General features: G+C 66.9%; 23 protein-coding genes. 14 read left to right on the top strand and 9 right to left on the bottom strand.

Features of this window, described 5'->3' with window-relative positions:
* Positions 1 to 121: 121 nt before the first annotated feature.
* From mutL to CHRYSEO8AT_RS00290, 5 genes are all read left to right on the top strand, one after another.
* Entirely contained in the window at positions 122 to 2,008 is a 1,887-nt protein-coding gene (gene mutL, locus CHRYSEO8AT_RS00270) for a DNA mismatch repair endonuclease MutL (RefSeq protein WP_159851546.1), read from the top strand.
* 103 nt (positions 2,009 to 2,111) lie between these two features.
* Entirely contained in the window at positions 2,112 to 3,062 is a 951-nt protein-coding gene (locus tag CHRYSEO8AT_RS00275) for a HipA domain-containing protein (RefSeq protein WP_159844656.1), read from the top strand.
* On the top strand, positions 3,059 to 3,805 hold the full coding sequence (locus CHRYSEO8AT_RS00280; protein ID WP_159844659.1) for an HIRAN domain-containing protein: 747 nt from the start codon (positions 3,059 to 3,061) through the stop codon (positions 3,803 to 3,805). The genes CHRYSEO8AT_RS00275 and CHRYSEO8AT_RS00280 overlap by 4 nt, the downstream gene beginning before the upstream one ends.
* Before the next feature lie 3 nt (positions 3,806 to 3,808).
* Positions 3,809 to 4,267 carry a low molecular weight protein-tyrosine-phosphatase gene (locus CHRYSEO8AT_RS00285; protein ID WP_159844663.1) on the top strand — a complete coding sequence of 153 codons (459 nt, stop codon included), beginning with the start codon at positions 3,809 to 3,811 and terminating at the stop codon, positions 4,265 to 4,267.
* Positions 4,268 to 4,316: 49 nt separating this feature from the next.
* Positions 4,317 to 4,769 (top strand): hypothetical protein, encoded by a 453-nt coding sequence (locus CHRYSEO8AT_RS00290; protein ID WP_159844666.1) that lies wholly within the window; start codon positions 4,317 to 4,319, stop codon positions 4,767 to 4,769.
* Between the two features lie 71 nt (positions 4,770 to 4,840).
* Here CHRYSEO8AT_RS00290 and rsmD read toward each other — a convergent pair whose 3' ends face one another.
* Genes rsmD through CHRYSEO8AT_RS00305 form a run of 3 tightly spaced genes read right to left on the bottom strand, consistent with a single transcriptional unit; the run spans position 4,841 to position 7,284 of the window.
* Positions 4,841 to 5,416 carry a 16S rRNA (guanine(966)-N(2))-methyltransferase RsmD gene (gene rsmD / locus CHRYSEO8AT_RS00295; RefSeq protein ID WP_159844669.1) on the bottom strand — a complete coding sequence of 192 codons (576 nt, stop codon included), beginning with the start codon at positions 5,414 to 5,416 and terminating at the stop codon, positions 4,841 to 4,843.
* Complete coding sequence (locus CHRYSEO8AT_RS00300; protein ID WP_236547371.1) at positions 5,416 to 5,829, bottom strand: GFA family protein; 414 nt, start codon at positions 5,827 to 5,829, stop codon at positions 5,416 to 5,418. Before CHRYSEO8AT_RS00300 ends, rsmD begins: the two co-directional genes overlap by 1 nt.
* Before the next feature lie 21 nt (positions 5,830 to 5,850).
* On the bottom strand, positions 5,851 to 7,284 hold the full coding sequence (locus CHRYSEO8AT_RS00305; protein WP_159844672.1) for a pseudouridine synthase: 1,434 nt from the start codon (positions 7,282 to 7,284) through the stop codon (positions 5,851 to 5,853).
* 12 nt (positions 7,285 to 7,296) lie between these two features.
* On the opposite strand from CHRYSEO8AT_RS00305, the gene tadA reads away from it, so the two are divergent.
* From tadA to CHRYSEO8AT_RS00320, 3 genes are all read left to right on the top strand, one after another.
* A complete protein-coding gene (gene tadA / locus CHRYSEO8AT_RS00310) occupies positions 7,297 to 7,755 on the top strand; it encodes a tRNA adenosine(34) deaminase TadA (RefSeq protein WP_167762549.1) in 459 nt (152 codons plus the stop codon).
* 29 nt (positions 7,756 to 7,784) lie between these two features.
* Positions 7,785 to 8,216 (top strand): MliC family protein, encoded by a 432-nt coding sequence (locus CHRYSEO8AT_RS00315; RefSeq protein WP_135195369.1) that lies wholly within the window; start codon positions 7,785 to 7,787, stop codon positions 8,214 to 8,216.
* Positions 8,217 to 8,287: 71 nt separating this feature from the next.
* Entirely contained in the window at positions 8,288 to 8,749 is a 462-nt protein-coding gene (locus CHRYSEO8AT_RS00320) for a DUF805 domain-containing protein (RefSeq protein ID WP_159844675.1), read from the top strand.
* On the opposite strand, the gene CHRYSEO8AT_RS00325 is transcribed toward CHRYSEO8AT_RS00320, so the two are convergent.
* Genes CHRYSEO8AT_RS00325 through CHRYSEO8AT_RS00335 form a run of 3 tightly spaced genes read right to left on the bottom strand, consistent with a single transcriptional unit; the run spans position 8,746 to position 11,020 of the window.
* Positions 8,746 to 9,351, bottom strand: a complete 606-nt coding sequence (locus tag CHRYSEO8AT_RS00325) for a GNAT family N-acetyltransferase (RefSeq protein ID WP_159844678.1) — start codon at positions 9,349 to 9,351, stop codon at positions 8,746 to 8,748. The two genes, CHRYSEO8AT_RS00320 and CHRYSEO8AT_RS00325, sit on opposite strands and share 4 nt — an antisense overlap.
* Positions 9,351 to 10,409 (bottom strand): 3-dehydroquinate synthase, encoded by a 1,059-nt coding sequence (gene aroB / locus CHRYSEO8AT_RS00330; RefSeq protein ID WP_159851548.1) that lies wholly within the window; start codon positions 10,407 to 10,409, stop codon positions 9,351 to 9,353. Before aroB ends, CHRYSEO8AT_RS00325 begins: the two co-directional genes overlap by 1 nt.
* Before the next feature lie 44 nt (positions 10,410 to 10,453).
* The gene (locus CHRYSEO8AT_RS00335; protein ID WP_159844681.1) at positions 10,454 to 11,020 is read right to left on the bottom strand and encodes a shikimate kinase; all 567 of its coding nucleotides are present in this window, start codon (positions 11,018 to 11,020) and stop codon (positions 10,454 to 10,456) included.
* 125 nt (positions 11,021 to 11,145) lie between these two features.
* Here CHRYSEO8AT_RS00335 and CHRYSEO8AT_RS00340 point away from each other — a divergent pair, with 125 nt between their 5' ends.
* The 6 genes from CHRYSEO8AT_RS00340 (at position 11,146) to CHRYSEO8AT_RS00365 (ending at position 14,735) form a co-directional block, all read left to right on the top strand.
* Positions 11,146 to 12,048 (top strand): site-specific tyrosine recombinase XerD, encoded by a 903-nt coding sequence (locus CHRYSEO8AT_RS00340; RefSeq protein ID WP_159844684.1) that lies wholly within the window; start codon positions 11,146 to 11,148, stop codon positions 12,046 to 12,048.
* Between the two features lie 17 nt (positions 12,049 to 12,065).
* The gene (locus CHRYSEO8AT_RS00345; RefSeq protein ID WP_159844687.1) at positions 12,066 to 12,290 is read left to right on the top strand and encodes a DUF1902 domain-containing protein; all 225 of its coding nucleotides are present in this window, start codon (positions 12,066 to 12,068) and stop codon (positions 12,288 to 12,290) included.
* Between the two features lie 66 nt (positions 12,291 to 12,356).
* Positions 12,357 to 12,548 carry a type II toxin-antitoxin system HicA family toxin gene (locus CHRYSEO8AT_RS00350; protein WP_159844690.1) on the top strand — a complete coding sequence of 64 codons (192 nt, stop codon included), beginning with the start codon at positions 12,357 to 12,359 and terminating at the stop codon, positions 12,546 to 12,548.
* 90 nt (positions 12,549 to 12,638) lie between these two features.
* Positions 12,639 to 13,586 (top strand): acetyl-CoA carboxylase carboxyltransferase subunit alpha, encoded by a 948-nt coding sequence (locus CHRYSEO8AT_RS00355; protein WP_159844693.1) that lies wholly within the window; start codon positions 12,639 to 12,641, stop codon positions 13,584 to 13,586.
* Positions 13,587 to 13,707: 121 nt separating this feature from the next.
* A complete protein-coding gene (locus CHRYSEO8AT_RS00360; RefSeq protein ID WP_159844698.1) occupies positions 13,708 to 14,259 on the top strand; it encodes a response regulator in 552 nt (183 codons plus the stop codon).
* The gene (locus CHRYSEO8AT_RS00365) at positions 14,256 to 14,735 is read left to right on the top strand and encodes a chemotaxis protein CheE (protein ID WP_159844701.1); all 480 of its coding nucleotides are present in this window, start codon (positions 14,256 to 14,258) and stop codon (positions 14,733 to 14,735) included. Before CHRYSEO8AT_RS00360 ends, CHRYSEO8AT_RS00365 begins: the two co-directional genes overlap by 4 nt.
* Here the strand turns inward: CHRYSEO8AT_RS00365 and CHRYSEO8AT_RS00370 are convergent.
* From CHRYSEO8AT_RS00370 to CHRYSEO8AT_RS00380, 3 genes are all read right to left on the bottom strand, one after another.
* Complete coding sequence (locus CHRYSEO8AT_RS00370) at positions 14,720 to 16,570, bottom strand: ABC transporter ATP-binding protein/permease (protein WP_201304312.1); 1,851 nt, start codon at positions 16,568 to 16,570, stop codon at positions 14,720 to 14,722. The genes CHRYSEO8AT_RS00365 and CHRYSEO8AT_RS00370 overlap by 16 nt on opposite strands.
* Before the next feature lie 110 nt (positions 16,571 to 16,680).
* Positions 16,681 to 17,697 (bottom strand): low specificity L-threonine aldolase, encoded by a 1,017-nt coding sequence (locus CHRYSEO8AT_RS00375; protein ID WP_159844707.1) that lies wholly within the window; start codon positions 17,695 to 17,697, stop codon positions 16,681 to 16,683.
* A complete protein-coding gene (locus tag CHRYSEO8AT_RS00380) occupies positions 17,697 to 18,650 on the bottom strand; it encodes a mechanosensitive ion channel family protein (protein WP_159844710.1) in 954 nt (317 codons plus the stop codon). The genes CHRYSEO8AT_RS00375 and CHRYSEO8AT_RS00380 overlap by 1 nt, the downstream gene beginning before the upstream one ends.
* Between the last annotated feature and the right edge of the window lie 49 nt (positions 18,651 to 18,699).

Genomic DNA, 18,699 nt, shown 5'->3' on the forward strand with positions numbered 1-18,699 from the left:
TATCGAGGCGGACAGATACCCCTCATCCGAGGCCTCCGGCCCCACCTTCTCCCCCAAGGGGAGAAGGACGCCGTCGTGCCTCATGGCGCGAATCCCCCGCGCCCCCTATCTTCCTGCCCTCATGCCCATCCGCCGCCTCTCTCCCGAAACCGTCAACCGCATCGCCGCAGGCGAGGTGGTCGAGCGGCCGGCCAGCGCCATCAAGGAACTGGTCGAGAACGCCCTGGACGCCGGCGGCCGCAACATCGAGATTCAGGCCGACGGCGGCGGCCTGTCGCGCATCCTGATCGCCGACGACGGCAAGGGCATCCCCAGGGCCGAACTGCCCCTGGCCATCGAACGCCACGCCACATCGAAGCTGGAACCTGACGACGCCGGCGACGTGGACCTGCTGCGCATCCACACCCTGGGCTTCCGGGGCGAGGCCCTGCCCTCCATCGGCTCGGTCGCCCGCCTGTCGATCACCACCCGGTCCCGCGACGAAACCGAGGCCTGGGCCATCACGGTCGAGGGCGGCGAGACCCGTCCCCTGGCCCCCGCCCCATTCCCCGGCCAGCACGGCGCGCGGGTCGAGGTGCGCGACCTCTTCTACGCGACCCCCGCCCGGCTCAAGTTCATGAAGTCCGAGCGGTCCGAGGCCATGGCCATCTCGGAGGAGATCAAGCGCCAGGCCATGGCGCACGAGGCCGTCGCCTTCACCCTGTCGCTGGACGGCAAGGTCACGCTTCGTCTGCCCGCCGAACACCCCGGCGACGAGGGCCGGCTGAAGCGGCTGTCCGCCCTCTTGGGCCGCGACTTCGAGGCCAACGCCCTGCTGATCGATCAGGAACGGGACGGCGTGCGTCTGAGCGGATACGCCGGCCTGCCCACCTATTCGCGCGGCAATGCGGCGCATCAGTATCTGTTCGTCAACGGCCGCCCGGTGAAGGACCGCCTGCTGCAAGGGGCCCTGCGCGGCGCCTACGCCGACTTCCTGGCGCGCGACCGGCACCCGGCCGCCGTCCTGTTCCTCGACATCGATCCGCTCTATGTCGACGTCAACGTCCACCCGGCCAAGGCCGAGGTCCGGTTCCGCGATCCGGCCCTGGTGCGCGGCCTGATCGTCGGCGCCCTGCGCCACGCCCTGCACGCCGCCGGCCACCGCGCCTCCACCACCGTCGCCGCCGATACCCTGTCCAGCTTCCAGCCCCACACTGGCCTGGGCTCAGGCCCCGCCTACAGCCCCAGCGCCCCCTCGGCCCAGGGCTTCAGCGGCTGGACCGGCTGGTCCCAGCCCGCCGCCGCAGCCCAAATCATCCCCGGCCTCAACGAACGCAGCGCCCGCGTCGAGCCGTCATGGGACGGCCCCGCCTGGCCCCAGCAACCGGCCGCCGCCCCCGCCGCTCACGACACACCCTTCACCAATCACGCCCCCACCGACCCCCTCGACTACCCGCTGGGCGCCGCGCGGGGTCAGCTCCACGCCAACTATATCGTCGCCCAGACCCGCGACGGCCTGGTCATCGTCGATCAGCACGCCGCCCACGAGCGGCTGGTCTATGAGCGGATGAAGGCCCAGATGGCCGAGGGGTCCGTGACCCGCCAGGCCCTGCTGACGCCCGAGGTGGTCGATCTGGACCCCGCCGAGGCCGAGCGCGTCGCCTCGCGCGCCGAGGAACTGGCCGAGATGGGCCTGATCGTCGAGGCCTTCGGCGCCGGCGCCGTCCTGGTGCGCGAGACCCCGGCCATGCTGGGCGACACCGACATCCAGGGCCTGATCCGCGACATCGCCGACGACCTGTCCGAACACGGCCAGGCCCTGTCGCTCAAGGAACGCCTCGCCGCCATCTGCGGCACCATGGCCTGCCACGGCAGCGTTCGCTCCGGCCGCGTCCTCTCCGCCCCCGAAATGAACGCCCTTCTGCGCCAGATGGAAGCCACCCCCCACTCCGGCCAATGCAACCACGGACGGCCGACCTATGTGGAGCTGAAGCTGCACGATCTGGAGAAGCTATTCGGAAGACGGTGAGCAAAACGTTGGGAAGCGCGCCAATGTCTAAGCCCACGCCTTGGCTCTCGCCGATCTCACAAACATGGATGTGTCTGAGCCAAACCTACTGCAGAATGATTAAATGCCAACCGAGCCGCGAATCGAGCAGCATCCTCAGAACGTAGTCGATCTACGAACTTGGGAGCTGGAGGACAATCCGTTCGGCCTGCAGGGCAATCAGCCGAAACGCATTTTCGTTTGTCCTAACCCACCGCCTCATAACTTTCTCATTGGTGGCCACCGATACTTGTTCAAGGAACCAGCAGGGTGGCGCTCCAAACAGATATGGAGCGAGGTAATTGCTTATGAGCTTTCACGAGATTTGTTAGTTTCTGTACCTCCGGCTTTCCTTTCTTTGGGTCCAGACAACGGTGCGCCCGGTGTGCTCATCGAGTTCATGTACGACCATCCTGGCGATGAGCCGAGCCGTTACGTCGATGCGATCGAACTTTTGCAAGGGGCTCGTATCAAAACCAACGAAAAGCGAGGCAGCCTCCTTGACAATATTAGCTTATCTCGCTCGTTGGCATGCCCCAAAGCGAAAGAGTGGTGGGCACGAACAATCGCGTTCGATGCCATTATCGGCAATACTGACCGACATTCGCGAAACTGGGGGACGTTGATCGCGCTTCGTCCTGACGCCCCTCAATACCGGCTAGCACCAACCTTCGATAATGGCACAAGCCTTGGCTACGGAATTGCTGAGGCTGATTTGCAGTTTAGAGCGCAGCCCAACGAGATCGCGAAGTTGGTTGCAGGCGGGCACCACCATTATGGCTGGTTGGCCGGTGATGCACTCTCAGCACAACATGCGGCTCTTTGTGCTGAGATGAAACGGCGCATCCGGGGCGGCGTCGGAGATGCGATGGACGCAGCGCGCGATTTGTCAGATCATCGAATCGAGGCAATCGCTCAGTGGTGCACGACGTTCCGGTTTCCAGAGAGTTTCTCTGACGCACGGGCTGAGTTTGTGGTTGCGCAACTGAAAGCGAGGCGAGCCGCTTTACAAGCGGCTTTAGGGGATGCGCCGTGAAAGTTTGGTTCCAAAGTCCAGCTAAGCCGGCCCAGCTTGTCCTCGCTTGGCAAGCACCTGACGGGGTGGAAGATCGCCGTCGGTGGCAAGTAGGCATGTTAGACCACCAGCCAGCTTGTCCCCAGTTTCGATACTTTGAAGGTAGCGAATTTGAGGCTTTGAATGCGGGTCGGTCTATTGAAGATATGCGACGCCAAGGTTTTGTTTCATTTCCGGCTTTCGACTATACGCCAGGCAAGATATTCACTGAAAATGTTATGTCGACGTTTGGAAGAAGACTACCTCCATCAACGAGGTCGGATTTTTCGAAATACCTTGAATATTTTTCCATACCTTCTGACCAAGCTCCAACCGGTTTAACGCTGTTTGCGCTAACTGAAGCTCGACTTCCGGGTGATGGATTCTCGTTAGTCGACCCGCTTGATCCTGACCTAGTTTCTGGTGAGGTGTCTTTTGAAATCGCTGGCTTTCGCCATGAGGCCGGAACCAGCATACCCGAAGTCGGACAATCGCTGCGCTTAGTTCCTGAGCCAACCAACGTGCATGATAAGGACGCCGTGCAAGTCTTTCTCGGCGATCATCGAATTGGTTACGTAAACCGCATTCAGGCTCCCGTAGTAGGGCAGTGGTTAAACACGCGCGAAGTGGAGTGTATTGTGCTGCGATTTAATGGGCGTCCTGGTGCCCCCCGGGCTTACGCTTTGCTGCGATTGTCACCGCGTTTGAACACGCTCGCAGCTTAAGAGTTGTCATCACCCTCCATCCTCTTCGTCTGCCTCGGCAACATCTGTCGCTCGCCCCTCGCCGAGGCTGCCCTGCGCGCCGAGGCTGAGCGGCTCCGTCTCGATCTGATCGTCGATTCCGCCGGGACCGGGGATTGGCATGCGGGCGAGCCGCCGGACCCGAGGGCGCAGGCGACGGCGCGGCGGCATGGTGTCGAGATTTCGGGGTTGCGGGCGCGGCAGGTGACGCAGGCCGATTTACGCCGCTTCACCCATGTGGTGGCCCTGGACCACGACAATCTGGAGAACCTGCGCCGGATCGCCCCCGCCGACGCGACCGCCGAACTCAGCCTGCTGCTCGACCACGTCCCCGGTCGCGAGGGCCAAGCCGTGACCGATCCCTATTTCGGCGACGACGCCGGGTTTGAAATCACTTGGGCCGAGGTGACGGCCGCCGCGCGTGGTCTGGTCGCCAAACTCTGACACCTACCCACGTCCGCATTTGACGTAGCGTCGGTTTACGGCTGCGGTCATGACCGACGTTTATCGCATCCGCGCCGCTCAAACCTGGGCCCAGGCCCGCGCCGACTATCTGTCCGGCCTCAGCGCCGAGGCCGTGTGTCGCCGCCACGACCTGGGCCTGTCCGCGTTTCGCCGTCGCGCCCGCAAATACGGCTGGCGGCGCAGCGACCAGGTCGAGCCGCCGCCCGGCGAGATCGACCTGAGCCTTTATGAGGACGTCGGCATGGACCATCTGGCCCGGACCGCCCGATTGCATTTCATCGAGGCGACGGAGGCCGGTCGCGCCACCGACGCGCGTCGCTGGCAGCGCCTGTGGCTGGAACTTCGCGACGCGTGCCGCGAAGCCGACGCCGAATTCTTCAAGGGCATGAGCCGCGAAGAGACCAAGGCCCTGTTGGAACTGGAACGCCGCGAGATCGAACAGGAGGACGAGGCCCTGCTGGGTCCGCCGCCTGAGGACTGATCCCGTTGCGACCCGCTCGCAAAAATCTGCACTAATGTGCACTCAAAAAAATTGGAGTGCACTTTTCCCGCTCAGGCGGTTGGGGCCAGCGCCTTCAGGAACAGCACCCGCGCCGCGCCATAGTCGCGCGCGTCCAGCCGTTGATAGCCGGGCGTGTCGATCTCCGGCTCGTCCGATCCGCGCTCGAACACCACCAGGGCGCCGGGCTTGAGCCAGTTCCCCTCCAGCAGCCGCAGCAGCGTCTGCTCGCCCAACCCCTTGCCGTAGGGCGGGTCCAGGAAGGCGATGTCGAAGGCCTCGCCGTCCGATCCAGGCCGCACGCCCAGGTCCGTGGCGCTGCGTCGATGCACGCGCGTGCGCCCCATCACCCCATAGGCGTCGGCGTTCTCGCGGATGGCGCCGCGCGCCCCGTCGTCCGTCTCGACGAACAGGCAGAAGCCCGCCCCCCGACTGACCGCCTCGAACCCCAGGGCGCCCGATCCGGCGTACAGGTCGATGACCCGCGCCCCCTGCAGGCTCTCGGCCCACGCAGCATGCTCCAGCACATTGAACACGGCCTGGCGCGCCCGGTCCGAGGTCGGGCGCGTGCCCTGCCCCTCCGGCGCGACGATGGTCCGGCCCTTCAGGCTCCCGGCGACGATCCGCATCAGGCTTCAGGCGGCGCGAACTGCGCCCACAGCTGTTCAGTGGTCAGCCGCGGCCGGTCGCCCGCCAGCGCATAGCCGTCCGGCTTGCTCTCGATGCAGAACTCGTCCTCCAGCGCGAAGACCGTCGGATCGTCGAACGCCTGGGCCGAGACCATGGTGATCCCGCCGTCATTGGCGCGCCAGAACAGGCCGGTCCCGCAGGCCGGGCAGAACTGGCGCGTCGCCCATTCGGACGAGACATAGGTCGCCACATCCCCCTGAACCTCGACGCTGTCGCCGCAGTCGACGCTGAACAGGATGCCGCCCGACTGCCGTCGGCAGGTGGGGCAATGGCAGGCGTGCATGCCGCCGTTGGGCGTGGCGGTGAAGGTCACCGCGCCGCACAGGCACCGGCCGGACAGGCGTGCATCCATCGTCAGGTCTCCAGTCGCCTCTTAGCGCGGCGTGCGGGGCTTGCCCCCCGGCGCGCGACCGCTGGTGCCCGAGGGTCCAGCCGGCTTGCCGCCGCCGGTGCGGGGCGGCCGCGTCTCGCGACTGCTGCCGCTGGCGCCGAAGCCGCGCGGCTTAAAGTCGCGCTTGGCGCCCTCTGGGCCGGCCGCCGTGCGCGGCTTGTACTCGCGCTTGGGCCCGTCGCTGCTGCGCGCCGGACGGTCGCCGTCCTCGCGCGGCGTGTAGGTCTTCTTGGGATGGACGGTGCGGGGCGTCGCCTTGGCCCAGCCTTCCTTCTTGGGCGGACGCTCGCGGCGCTCGACCGCATCGGCCTGGGCCGTCTCGGCGGCGCGAACCCGGCTGGGCTTGCGCGACGGGTCCGACATGGCCGAGCCCGAGTTGCCCTTGAGGATCGGCGTCGACACGCGACGACCGGGAATGGGCGCCGGCGTCTCGACCGTATTGCCGGTCGGCAGGTTCTCGGGCCGGATGTAGTCGGCCAGCAGTTCGCGGATCACGCGCGGCCCGATTTCTTCGACCGAACCGACCGGCAGGACGTCCAGGCGGAAAGGACCATAGGCCAGGCGGATCAGCCGATTGACCGTCAGGCCGACGGACTCCAGCACCTTCCGGACTTCGCGGTTCTTGCCCTCGGTAATCGAGACCGAAATCCACAGGTTGCTCGGCGTGCGGCCGTCCTCGGATTTGCTTTCCTTGGCCTTGTCCAGCGTCGCCACCATGGGACCGTAGGAGATGCCCTCCACGACGGCGCCGTTCTTCAGCTCGTCCAACTGCTCTTGGGTTATTTTACCCCGCGCCCGCGCCCGGTACTGACGCACCAGCCCGGCCGAGGGCAGCTCCATCGCCCGGCTCAGCTCGCCGTCGTTAGTCAGCAGCAGCAGGCCTTCGGTCGACAGATCCAGCCGTCCGATCGAGATCACGCGCGGCAGCCCGGCCGGCAGGGCGTCGAACACGGTCGGGCGACCCGTCGGATCCTTGTGGCTGGTCAGCAGCCCGGCGGGCTTGTGATAGCGCCAGACGCGCGTCGCCTGGGTCGACCCCATGGGCTTGCCGTCCACGGTGATCACGTCGTCGCGCGTCACCAGGGTCGCGGGCGTATCCAGGATGCGGCCGTTGACCGCCACCTTGCCCAGGCCGATCAGTCGCTCAACCTCGCGGCGCGAGGCGATGCCGGCGCGGGCCATGGTCTTGGCGATTCGCTCGGCGCGCAGGGGCGTTTCGGACGCTTTGCCGTCCTTGGCCCCGCCCTTGTCGCCGAACCGCTTGGGGCCGTCTTCGCGAGGGCTGCGTGGCTTGTCGCCATAGGATTTCGTCCCGTCGCCGCTCTTGCGGGGACCGGAGGATTTAAAGGGCCGGGGCGACCGTTCGTCTTGACGGGCGCGGGGCTTCTTGTCGTTGTCGTCTGTATGGCGGACCATGATGAGCGGTTCATGCGCATGGCGCTGGACCAAGCGCAAGCGGCGGCGGACGCAGGAGAGGTGCCTGTGGGTGCAATTCTTGTCGATCCTGCCTCAGGTGAGGTAATTTCGACCGGCGCCAATGGTCCCATCGCGTCACACGACCCCACCGCCCATGCCGAGATCGTCGCCATGCGCCGCGCGGCGACGGCGCTGGACAACTACCGCCTGACGGGCCTGACCCTGTATGTGACGCTGGAGCCTTGCGCCATGTGCGCCGGCGCCATCAGCCACGCCCGTATCGGCCGCGTCGTCTGGGCCGCCGACGATCCCAAGGGCGGCGCGGTGATCCATGGCCCTCGCCTGTTCGAACAACCCACCTGCCACTGGCGTCCGACGACGGACTCAGGTCTTCTGGGGCAGGAGGCGTCCACCCTGCTCAAGTCCTTCTTCCGTCAACGGCGGGGAACGGCGGCAGGCGGCGCACGTTAGAACGCCGCGCCAAGCGGCGCCGTGGAGGAATGTCGTTGTTCAAGCCGGATCTGCCGCAGTCGATCGTCTTCAGCGGCCTCGCCGCCCTCGCTCTGTTGACCGCTTGCGGTCCCGACCCCGACAAGGCGCCCACCACCGGCGACGAGGTCAAGGAACGCGCCATCGACGCCCAGACCGCCCGCCAGCGCACCGGCGCCGAGATCCAGGACCGCACCCTGAACCGCGTCGTCCACACCGTCTATCTGTGCGACAACGGCGAGCGCCTGTCGGTCGATTTCGACAATCCGCGCCAGATGGCCACCATCCGCAACTCGTCCGGCGAGGCCATCGACCTGTATCAGGAACGCGCCGCCGACGGCATCTGGTACCGCGCCTCCAACGTCGAACTGCGCGGCAAGGGCGTCCTCGCCACCTGGTCCGTCGAAGGCCGCCAACCGACGCAATGCCGGGCCGTGGACTGATCGCGACCTTGCTAAATGAGCAAGCGCTGCCATGGCTTGCCCCGGAGATGGCAAACGGCGATACGCAATCCATGAACTGGCTCAAGGACATGGTGAGTGGAAATCTGAAGTTTTCGGGTCGCCTCTCGCGGCGACGTTTCTATCTTTCGCTCGCCGCGTTCTATGGCTTTGGTCTCCTTCTGACGCCTCTTCAGTTGATTGGCGCCGTTGCTCCGAACTTGACCGCCGTCAACATCGCTGTGCTCATCTTCGGCGTCGTGATGGGCTGGTATTTGCTAGGGTCGTTCGTGCGGCGGCTTCACGACAGGGGGCGCAGCGGGTGGTGGCTCGTCTGCTTCTTTGGTCCGCACATTCTCGCCGTCTCGGCCCTTTCGAGACTTCCTCTCGACAGGCCGGCAGTCGTCATTCTTGCGATAGTCGGCGCTGTCTTCTTGGTCGCGCCATTCTTCGTCTGGGGCCTGATCGAGATACTCTTTCTGCGCGGCAATCCCGAAGCTAATCGATTTGGGCCAAATCCGCTGGCTGACATCTAGATCGTCAGACAGTTAGGACTTTCAACCGCCAGCCGTCGATCCAGTCCGTCGCGCACCGCAGGCCAGTCGTCGTCGATGACGGCGAACATGGCGGTGTCGCGCGCCCGGCCGGTCCAGGTGATCTTGTGCTTGCGAAGGACGCCTTCGGCCTTGGCGCCCAGCTTCAGGATGGCGGCCTGACTTTGGGCGTTGACGGCGTCGGTGATGATCTCGACCCGCACTGCGCCCGCGTCGAAGGCGTGGCCCAGCAACAGCCGCTTGCAGGCCGGATTGATCGCCCCGCCTCTCGCTTCTGGCCGATAGAAGGTCGAACCGATCTCGCAGCGGCGATAGGCCGGGTTGATCTCATACAGGCTGGTCGTGCCGACCACGGCGCCGTCGGACAGCCGCCGCACCGCATAGGCGATCCGTGTGCCCACCTGCATGGCCGCCAGGGCGTTGTCCCACCAACCGTCGAAATGCGCGCCATAGGCCGGCGCGACCATGATGTCCCAAGCTTCGGAATCGCAGTCCAACGCCGCCCGCACTTCGGCCTTCAGCCCGTCCTCGAACGGCTCCAGCCGCACGAACCGGTCCTCCAGCGGGACCGTGGCGATCCGCATCACGCGGTCGCGCCTTCCTCGATCAGGAAGGCGCGCACCTTGTCCGCATCCACCCCCTTGGCGACGAAGACCTGGCCGATGCCGCGCGCCAGGATCAGGGTCAGCGCCCCGCCCTCGGCCTTCTTGTCGCCGGCCATCAGGGCCAGCAGCCGGTCGGCCACGAACACGCCCGCCTGCGCCAGCCGCGTCGGCAGACCCGCCGCCGAAACCACCGCCTCGACCCGTTCGACATCGGCGGCCGAACACAGCCCTTCGCGCGCCGAGTATCGGAAGGCCATGCAGCACCCCAGCGCCACCGCCTCGCCGTGCGCCAGCGCGCCTTCGTCGAACCCGACCTCCGTCTCGACCGCATGGCCGAAGGTGTGGCCCAGGTTCAGCAGGGCGCGCCGCCCGGCCTCCTTCTCGTCCTCGCCGACAACAGCGCTCTTGATCTCGACCGAACGGATCACCGCCCGTTCCAGCGCAGCAGGATCGCCCGCCGCGCCCGCCGCCCCTTCACCCGCCAGCCAGTCGAAGAAGGCGGCGTCGCAGATCAGCCCGTGCTTCAGAACCTCGGCCCAACCGGACTTCACCTGACGCGGCGGCAGGGTCGCCAGCACGTCGATATCGGCCAGGACCAGACGCGGCTGATGGAAGGCGCCGATCAGATTCTTGCCGCGTGGCGTATCGATGGCCGTCTTGCCGCCGACGGACGAATCCACCTGGGCCAGCAGCGTCGTCGGGATCTGTACGAAGTCGATGCCACGCATGAACAGCGCCGCCGCCAAACCGGCCAGATCCCCCACCACCCCGCCGCCCAGGGCGATCACCACGTCCTTGCGGTCCAGCCCGATCTCCAGCAGCCGGTCCAGCACCCGTTCCAACTCGGCGAAGGACTTGGATCCCTCGCCCGCCGGCACGGCCACGACCTCGCTCTTCACGCCCGCCGCCGTCAGCGACGCCGTCAGCGCCTGGGCATGGATGCCCGCCACCGTTTCGTCGGTAACGATGACCGTCCGCCCCTTGGCCAGCGGCGCGATATGCTTCCCCGCCTGGGCCAACAGCCCGCGCCCCACCATCACGTCATAGGCCGCGAAAGCCCCGCCGCTGACCGGAATGATCGTCACGTCTTCGTCTCCGCGCGCCGTCTGTGGCGCCAGTGCCGGCGCAGATTCTTGTGAATGGCGTCCACCGCTTGGCCGTGCGAGCCCTGGCCCACGTCCACCGTCACATCCGCCTCGCCATAGATGGGATAGCGGGCCTCGGCCAAGCCGGTCAGCACCTCCAGCGGGTCCTTGCCGCGCAGCAACGGCCGCGTGTCGCGCCGCGCCACCCGTTCCGCGATCACCGTCAGATCGGCCCTCAGCCACACCGTGTCGGATCGCGCCTTCAGCAGGGCGCGCGTCTCGGGGTTCATCATCGCCCCGCCGCCGGTCGCCAGCACGATAGGCGGCCCTTCCAGCAGGCGGCGGATCACTCGCGCCTCGCCCGCCCGGAACTCGGCCTCCCCCAAGGCGGCGAAGATTTCCGACACCGTCATCCCGGCCGCCGATTCGATCTCCACGTCCCCATCGGCGAACGGCAGCCTCAGTCGGCTGGCCAGCCGACGCCCCACCGACGATTTGCCCACCCCCATCAGCCCAACCAGGGCTATGGTGCGGGTCGGTCCCGGATTCGCGCGCCGCCTCATCCGGCGGCTCCGGCGGAACGGTCGGTCGAGAGAAGGGCGAAGGCGGCGGCTCGGGCAGGCATGATCCAGAAAACCTCTACACCAAGCCTGACCTTGCGCCATCCGTTCGACGGCAGGTTCGCGCGATGACGCCCCAGATCGAGGCCTTTCTGGAGATGATGGCCGTCGAACGCGACGCCTCGCCCCACACCCTGTCCGCCTATGGCCGCGATCTGGCGGACGCCGAGACGGCGCTGTCGGACGCCGGCGGCCTGATGAAGGCCGATGCCGAGGCGGTCGAGGCCTGGTTCGCCGACCTGTCGCGGCGCGGCCTGTCCGCCGCCACCGCCGCTCGCCGCCGGTCCTCCGCGCGCCAGTTCTATCGCTTCGCCCTGGCCGAAGGCTGGCGCACCGACGATCCGTCGCGCCGCCTCGACGCGCCCAAACAGGGCCGGTCCCTGCCCAAGGTGCTAAGCCGCGACGAAATCGACGCCCTGCTGGCCGCCTCGGCCAGCCGAGATGCGGCGGCGGGCCTGCGCCTGGTCGCCCTGGTCGAGATGGCCTACGCCTCGGGCCTGCGGGTGTCGGAACTGCTGGGGCTCAAGGTCGAGGCCATTCGCCGCGACCCCGCCTACCTGATCGTGCGCGGCAAGGGCGGCAAGGAACGGCTCGCGCCCCTGAACACCGCCGCGCGCGAGGCCATCAAGGCCTGGCTGACCGCCCGCGATGAGAAGCGCAAGCCCGAGACGCCCGACAGCCCCTGGCTTTTCCCCTCATCCGGTCGCACCGGCCACCTGACGCCCCGCCGCTTCGCCCAACTGCTGGACGAGGCCGCGATCACGGCCGGCATCGACCCGGCCCGCGTCAGCCCCCACGTCCTGCGCCACGCCTTCGCCACCCACCTGCTGGAAGGCGGCGCCGACCTGCGCGTCGTCCAGACCCTGCTGGGCCACGCCGACATCGCCACCACCCAGATTTACACCCACGTCGCCACCGACCGCCTGGCCCAGGTCGTCCAGCAAAACCACCCCTTGGCGCGCGACGACTGACGGCGCATATTCGGGCCATGGCGCATTCATTCTACGTCAAGGCGATCTGGGACGCTGAGGCTAGCGTTTGGTACAGCGAGTCCGACATTCCGGGCCTCGTCCTTCAGACGGACACGCTGGAAGAGTTCGAGGATCTCATCAGGCATTTCGCACCCGACCTACTCGCCTCCAACCTGGACATCCACGAACCCGTCGCCATTCGTTTCGAGGCGTCACGGCAACTCGATCTGGTCGCAGCCTGACCATGGCGTTGCGACTTTGCTGCCCGCGCGAGAATCGGTTCTAGATTCGATTTCCGGGGGCGATTGATGGTTCAGGACTACTATCGAGACCTGACGCGGCGGCTTAGAGATGCCGGCTTCGAGCGCGTTCCAGGCGGAAAGGGCAGTCACGAGAAGTGGCGCAATGCAGCGGGTCGCCAAGTCACCGTTCCCTCCAAGCCGATGCGGATTATGGCCAACGAAATCCTCAAACAGGCCGGTTTGCCAAAGGCCTTCTGAACCGCCGCTTGCCCGGCGGCGTTGACGTCTCTAGGTTCCCCCGCCTTCCCTAAGGGCGCTCTTGCCCGCTCGCAGTTCCCGGACGCCTTGATGGCCACGCACTATCTCGACTTCGAAAAGCCGATCGCTGATTTGGAAGCAAAGATCGAGGAGCTGTCGCTGCTGTCCGACGCCTCGGGCGATTTCGACAACGAGATCGAGGGCCTGCGCAAGAAGGCCGAACAGCTGCGCAAGAAGACCTACGCCGGTCTGGACCCCTGGATGAAGACCCAGGTCGCGCGCCACCCGCAGCGTCCGCACTTCATCGACTATGTGCAGAGCCTGTTCACCGACTGGAACGAACTGCACGGCGATCGTCAGTTCGGCGACGACCAGGCCATCCTGGGCGGTCTGGCGCGCTTTCGCGGCCGTCCGGTCGTGATCATGGGCCATGAAAAGGGCCACGACACGGCCACCCGCATCACCCACAACTTCGGCATGGCCCGGCCCGAGGGCTATCGCAAGGCCGTGCGGTTAATGGACATGGCCGAGCAGTTCGGCCTGCCGGTCCTCAGCTTCATCGACACGGCCGGCGCCTATCCCGGCCTGGGCGCCGAGGAGCGTGGCCAGGCCGAGGCCATCGCCCGCTCGACCGAGCGCTGCCTGACCCTGGGCGTCCCCTCCATCGCCACCATCACCGGCGAAGGTGGTTCGGGCGGCGCCATCGCCATCGCCGCCGCCAGCCGCGTGCTGATGCTGGAACATTCGATCTATTCGGTCATCTCGCCCGAAGGCGCGGCCGGCATCCTGTGGCGCGACGGCGCGCGGGCCAGGGACGCGGCCATGGCCATGAAGATCACCGGCCCGGACCTGATGGGCCTGAAGATCGTGGATCGCCTGATCGAGGAGCCGGTCGGCGGCGCCCACACCGACCGTGACGCCGCCATGGCCAATGTCGGCGACGTGCTGGCCGAAGAGCTGAAAGGCTTCGAAGGCCTGTCGCCCCAGCAGATCAAGAAACGCCGCGCCGACCGCTTCTACGCCATCGGCGCCCTTTAGCCGAACAGCGTTAACGCAGCGTCCACCATCGTCTGCCAACCTTGGCCTTCATTGAGGGGTTTAGGGGTTTGCGACCGGCCATGATCATTACGACGGCGGGACAAACCGGGGCCTTGGCGGCATGAGCGGCGGCGAATCCCTGCGCGAAAGCGCCGTCTTCAACCTGGGTGGCGCGATCACGATGATCGTCGACGATTCGCCCTTCTCGTTGACGCTGACGTCCAACGCCCTGACCGGGTTCGGCATCCGGCCCGCCTTCGCCTGCGGCACGGGAACCCAGGCCAAGAAGCTGCTGACCGACAAGCCCATCGATCTGCTGGTCGTGGACACCGACATGCCCGACATCGACGGGTTCGAACTGGTGCGCTGGCTGCGTCGATCCGGCCCCAATCCCAACGCCTTCACCCCCGTCATCATGACCGCCAGCCACATCCGGCGTGGGCGCGTGGCGGAGGCCCGCGACTGCGGCGCCAACTTCGTCGTCACCAAGCCGTTCAGCCCCGCCATGCTGCTGGAGCGTATTCTGTGGGTCGCGCGCGACAGCCGGCCCTTCCTTGAGGTCGGCGATTACCTGGGACCGGACCGCCGGTTCCGACACAGCGGCTATGAGGGCGTCGAACGCCGGGCCGACATGCTGAGAAAGGCCAATGCGATGGAGAGCCTGGCCCTATGACCGTCATCACGCACAATCAGCGCAAGTCGCGCCTGTCCGAAATGCTGGATCGCCCCGGCGGCGTCAGCGTCGGCGTCGCCCTGGCCCAGGCCAGGGTCAATCTGGACGCCTTGCAGGACCAGGCCCGCGCCATCATCGCCGACAATATCGCCGTCCTGCTGGCCAAGCCCGACCCCGACCTGATCGAGCCGATGCGGCTGGACCTGGCCTATTCCGCCTCCAGCCAGATCATCGATGCAGCCAGCCCGTTTGCGATGGACGACCTGTGTACGGCGGCTAAGGGTCTGTGCGACCTGCTGGACGCCGCGCCGCGCCAGGGCGGATTCGACTGGCGCATCGCCACCGTTCACGCCCAGGCGATGAAGGTCCTGCTGTCCCTGCCGCCCGAGGAGCAGGCCGCCCGCAGCGCCATCCTGACCAATCTGCACGAAGTCCTGCGCCGCAAACTGCCCGCGAGCGATCAGTCCGCGATCTGAGACGTCTTGCCCGCGCGCGTCTGCTTGCGCCACAGGGCGGCGTATTCCCCGCCCTGCCGCGCGACCAGCTCATGGTGCCCGCCGCGCTCGACGATGCGCCCGGCCTTCAGCACCAGGATCTGATCGGCGTCCGCCACGGTCGACAGCCTGTGCGCCACCACCAGGGTCGTGCGGCCGTGACGGGCTTTTTGCAGCGTCTTCTGGATCGCGGCCTCGGTGCGGCTGTCCAAAGCGCTGGTCGCCTCGTCCAGGATCAGGATGCAGGGATCGGCCAGCAGCGCCCGCGCGATGCCGACGCGCTGGCGTTCGCCGCCGGACAGCTTCAGGCCCCGTTCCCCGACCCGCGTCTCCATCCCGTCCGGCAGGCCGCGAATGAAGTCGGCCAGTTCCGCCGCCTCGGCCGCCGCCCAGACCTGGGCCTCGTCCGCATCAGGCCGCGCGAAGGCGATGTTGGCGCCCAGGGTCTCGTTGAACAGGGCCACATCCTGCGGCACCAAGGCCACCGCAGCCCGCAACGACGCCTGCGTCACCTGACGCGCATCATGGCCGTCGATCAGCACGCGCCCCTCCTGCGGATCGAGCAGACGCAGCGCCAATTTGACGATGGTGGACTTGCCCGAGCCGGACGGCCCGACCAGCGCCGTCGTCGTGCCGGGCGCCGCAAAGAAGCTGACGTCCTCCAGTCCATTGGCCCGCGCGTCGTGGCGGAAGCCGACGTTTTCGAACCGGACGGACGCGCCGCGCGCATCGACCGGGCGCGGCAAGGCCAGCGCATTGGGGGCGTCTGCGACTTGCGGCGTCTGACGCGTCACCTTCAGCATCTCCTCCATGTCGATGAAGGATTGGCGGATTTCGCGATAGGCGAAGCCCAGGATGTTCAGCGGTGCGTACAGCGAGATCATGATCAGCACCGCCGCCGTCACGTCGCCCGGCCCCATCCGACCGGCCGCCGCCTCGAACCCGGCCATCACCGCCATGACGCCCAGCCCCAGGTTCATCACCAGGGCCTGCATCCCGTTCAGCATGGCCAGCGAGCTGTTGGCCTTCAGCGAGGCCTCGGCATAGTCGCCCAGCGCCCGGTCATAGGTCTGGGCCGCACGCGTCTCGGCGCCGAACGACTTGACCGTCTCATAGTTCAGCAGGGCGTCGACCGAGACGCCGGCCGCCTCGGAATCGGCCGCATTCATAATCCGGCGATGCTCCAGCCGCCAGTTGGACATGGCGAAGGTGGCGGCGGTGTAGATGACGACCACAACCACCGCGACGGCGGCGAATCGCCAGTCGTATTTCGCGCCCAGCACCCCCGCCGCCAGCACGAGCTCGACCCCGGTCGGGATCAGGTTGAAGGCCAGGATGCGCAGCAGGAAATCCACCGCACGGGATCCGCGATCCATCGTCCGCGACAGGGCGCCCGAGCGTTTGGTCTGGTGGAAATCCAGCGACAGGCTCAGCGCATGGGCGAAGGCCTCGGCCGCCGTGGTGCGCTGGGCGGCGGATCTGACAGGTGCGAACACCACATCCGACACCAGGGGCGAGGCTGCTGACAGGAACCTCACGAAGGTCCAGCCAATCGCAAAGGCCGCAAAGCCCAAACCGACGGCTGTCGCCGCGCCCTGCCCCGCCGCCAGCCGGTTGACCGCCGCGCCCAGCACCAGCGGCGCCATGACGCCCAGCCCCTTGCCCGCCAGCGTCAGCAAGATGGCGAAGATCAGCCTCAGTTTCAGATGCGGCGCGCCCGAGCGGGCCACCAGCCGCGCAAGGTCCGCCAACGCCGTCAGCGTCGGGGGCCCATCTGTCTTGTCCTGTAGGCTCCCTGCCTGCTGCGCCTTGACCATCGGGTCACGCCTGCCGCCGGAGCGCTCGCCTCGTATCGCCATGATCCGCATATGGAAACCCATTGCGACCGGGGAAAGGCCACGCTGGCGAGTGACGGGGGATTAGTCGCTCAACCCAGGCGGACGACCGCCTCGATCAGCTCGTCCACGGCCGCTTCCTGCGTCGCCCACGAACAGACGAAGCGCACAGAGCCGTCGTCGAACGGATAGCAGGCCCAGCCCAGGGCGTTCAGGCGCGCGTGCGCCTCGGCCGGCATGCGCACGAAGACGGCGTTGGCCTCGACCGGATGGGCCAGCGTATAGGGCGACCGTCCAGCGATCCCCGCCGCCAGCTTCTGCGCCATCAGATTGGCGTGGGCGCCGCCCGATTCCCAGTCTCCGCTTTCCAGCAGCCCCAGCATCGGCCCTGACAAGAGTCGCGCCTTCGACGCCGTCTGCCCAGCCTGTTTCAGGCGGTTGTCCAGTCGACGCGCCAGGCTCTTGTCGAACAGGACGATGGCCTCGGCGCAGTTGGCGCCCGCCTTGGCGCCGCCGAACACCAGCACGTCCACGCCCAGGCGCGGAATGTCCTTCAGGTCGAACCCCGAGGCGACCGCATTGGTCAGTCGCGCGCCGTCCATGTGCACGCCGTAGCCCAGCGCCCTGACCGGCTCGATCAGGTGGCGCAGTTCTTCCTCGGTATAGACCGCGCCATATTCCGTCGCCTGGGTCAGCGACAGGGCGGCCGGCGGCTGGCGGTGACCGACCTCGGGCTCGGCCAGTTGCGCCTGCAAGGCCAGCGGATCGATCTTGCCCGAAAAGCCCGGCAGGCCGATCAGGCCGACGCCATGGCCGAAGAAGCCCGGCGCGCCCGTCTCGTCGGTGCAGATGTGGGCGGCGTTGTGCGCCAGCACCGCCTCATAGGGCTGGGCCAGCATCGACAGGGCGATGGCGTTGGCCGCCGTGCCGCTGAAGACGAACCGCACGTCGGCGTCCGCATCCAGCCGCTGACGGATCTGATCGGCGGCGCGCGCGGTGGTGTCGTCGGCGCCATAGGCGCGGGCGAAACCCTTGTTGGCGCGCACCAGGCCTTCGATGGCGCTCAGGGCCATGCCTGCGGTGTTGTCGGATCCGAAATCGTAACGCATCAGCTCGTCTTCGCCTGGGGATCGCTCTGGTCGTCTTGCACAGTCCGAACCCGGACCACCGGCATCACATCCTCGTCGCCATACGGCACGGCGACCTGATGCGGGAACGGGATTTCGATGCCGGCGGCGTCCAGCGCCTCCTTGCCCCCCTGCATCAGATCGGACTGGGTCTGCCACCAGTCGCCGACCTTGACCCAGGCGTGAAGCGTCACCTGAACCGAACTGTCCAACAGGCCCGTCACCCCCGTCCAGGGATGCGGATCGTGCAGGACCTTGGCATGCGCCTCGGCCATGTCGGACAGAACGCAGCGCGCCTGGTTCAAATCATCGCCGTAACCGACGGTGAAGTTGATCTCGATCCGACGCGTCTGCTGACCCGTCAGATTGGTCAGCGGATCGCTCAGCACCTTGGAATTCGGGATGACGATCTTGTGGTTGTTGGCGTTCGACAGCTGGGTCGTGAACAGGTCCAGCCGCTGGACCGTGCCGGACATGCCGCCCACGTCCACCACGTCCCCGACGCGATAGGGCCGCAGCACCAGCAGCATGATCCCCGACGCCACGTTCGACAGCGTGCCTTGCAACGCCAAGCCCACAGCCAGGGACGCTGCGCCCAGGACCGCGATGATCGAGGTCGTCTGCACGCCCAGCCGTTGCAGCACCGCAATCATGCCGATGATGAACACTACCACCCGCACAACCTGCACCGCGAAGCTCAGGACCGTCGGATCGTGCCGGAAACCCTTCACACGCGACAGGGCGTTGCGCGCCGCCCGCGACGCCCACTTCGCCGCAAAGACCGTTACGACGAAAATCAGGATGGCGATGGACAGGTTGATCGCGAAATCACCGGCCATGTCGGTCAGTTTGGCGATCACGGCGGCGTCGACGGACACGGCCTTGCGACCTGCGGCGACGGCTTCGGCGACATCGGTGGGAAGAGGCGTGGACATAGGCCGGGTCTAACGCGTGACGCGCCGATTGAAACCCCCGAAAGCCCGT

This window comes from Brevundimonas sp. G8 (assembly GCF_902506205.1).
GTDB lineage: Bacteria > Pseudomonadota > Alphaproteobacteria > Caulobacterales > Caulobacteraceae > Brevundimonas.

What these genes read in the sequence shown, in the direction of transcription:
- tadA (WP_167762549.1), top strand. Translation starts at nt 7,297, where the DNA reads ATGCGCATGGCGCTGGACCAAGCGCAAGCGGCGGCGGACGCAGGAGAG.
- CHRYSEO8AT_RS00340 (WP_159844684.1), top strand. Translation starts at nt 11,146, where the DNA reads ATGACGCCCCAGATCGAGGCCTTTCTGGAGATGATGGCCGTCGAACGC.
- CHRYSEO8AT_RS00275 (WP_159844656.1), top strand. Translation starts at nt 2,112, where the DNA reads ATGCCAACCGAGCCGCGAATCGAGCAGCATCCTCAGAACGTAGTCGAT.
- CHRYSEO8AT_RS00345 (WP_159844687.1), top strand. Translation starts at nt 12,066, where the DNA reads ATGGCGCATTCATTCTACGTCAAGGCGATCTGGGACGCTGAGGCTAGC.
- aroB (WP_159851548.1), bottom strand. Translation starts at nt 10,409, where the DNA reads ATGGTGGGGCGCGGGCTGTTGGCCCAGGCGGGGAAGCATATCGCGCCG.
- CHRYSEO8AT_RS00380 (WP_159844710.1), bottom strand. Translation starts at nt 18,650, where the DNA reads ATGTCCACGCCTCTTCCCACCGATGTCGCCGAAGCCGTCGCCGCAGGT.
- CHRYSEO8AT_RS00325 (WP_159844678.1), bottom strand. Translation starts at nt 9,351, where the DNA reads ATGCGGATCGCCACGGTCCCGCTGGAGGACCGGTTCGTGCGGCTGGAG.
- CHRYSEO8AT_RS00355 (WP_159844693.1), top strand. Translation starts at nt 12,639, where the DNA reads ATGGCCACGCACTATCTCGACTTCGAAAAGCCGATCGCTGATTTGGAA.
- CHRYSEO8AT_RS00300 (WP_236547371.1), bottom strand. Translation starts at nt 5,829, where the DNA reads ATGGATGCACGCCTGTCCGGCCGGTGCCTGTGCGGCGCGGTGACCTTC.
- rsmD (WP_159844669.1), bottom strand. Translation starts at nt 5,416, where the DNA reads ATGCGGATCGTCGCCGGGAGCCTGAAGGGCCGGACCATCGTCGCGCCG.
- CHRYSEO8AT_RS00360 (WP_159844698.1), top strand. Translation starts at nt 13,708, where the DNA reads ATGAGCGGCGGCGAATCCCTGCGCGAAAGCGCCGTCTTCAACCTGGGT.
- CHRYSEO8AT_RS00315 (WP_135195369.1), top strand. Translation starts at nt 7,785, where the DNA reads ATGTCGTTGTTCAAGCCGGATCTGCCGCAGTCGATCGTCTTCAGCGGC.
- CHRYSEO8AT_RS00335 (WP_159844681.1), bottom strand. Translation starts at nt 11,020, where the DNA reads ATGAGGCGGCGCGCGAATCCGGGACCGACCCGCACCATAGCCCTGGTT.
- CHRYSEO8AT_RS00350 (WP_159844690.1), top strand. Translation starts at nt 12,357, where the DNA reads ATGGTTCAGGACTACTATCGAGACCTGACGCGGCGGCTTAGAGATGCC.
- CHRYSEO8AT_RS00370 (WP_201304312.1), bottom strand. Translation starts at nt 16,570, where the DNA reads ATGGTCAAGGCGCAGCAGGCAGGGAGCCTACAGGACAAGACAGATGGG.
- CHRYSEO8AT_RS00290 (WP_159844666.1), top strand. Translation starts at nt 4,317, where the DNA reads ATGACCGACGTTTATCGCATCCGCGCCGCTCAAACCTGGGCCCAGGCC.
- CHRYSEO8AT_RS00365 (WP_159844701.1), top strand. Translation starts at nt 14,256, where the DNA reads ATGACCGTCATCACGCACAATCAGCGCAAGTCGCGCCTGTCCGAAATG.
- CHRYSEO8AT_RS00305 (WP_159844672.1), bottom strand. Translation starts at nt 7,284, where the DNA reads ATGGTCCGCCATACAGACGACAACGACAAGAAGCCCCGCGCCCGTCAA.
- CHRYSEO8AT_RS00320 (WP_159844675.1), top strand. Translation starts at nt 8,288, where the DNA reads ATGAACTGGCTCAAGGACATGGTGAGTGGAAATCTGAAGTTTTCGGGT.
- CHRYSEO8AT_RS00375 (WP_159844707.1), bottom strand. Translation starts at nt 17,697, where the DNA reads ATGCGTTACGATTTCGGATCCGACAACACCGCAGGCATGGCCCTGAGC.
- mutL (WP_159851546.1), top strand. Translation starts at nt 122, where the DNA reads ATGCCCATCCGCCGCCTCTCTCCCGAAACCGTCAACCGCATCGCCGCA.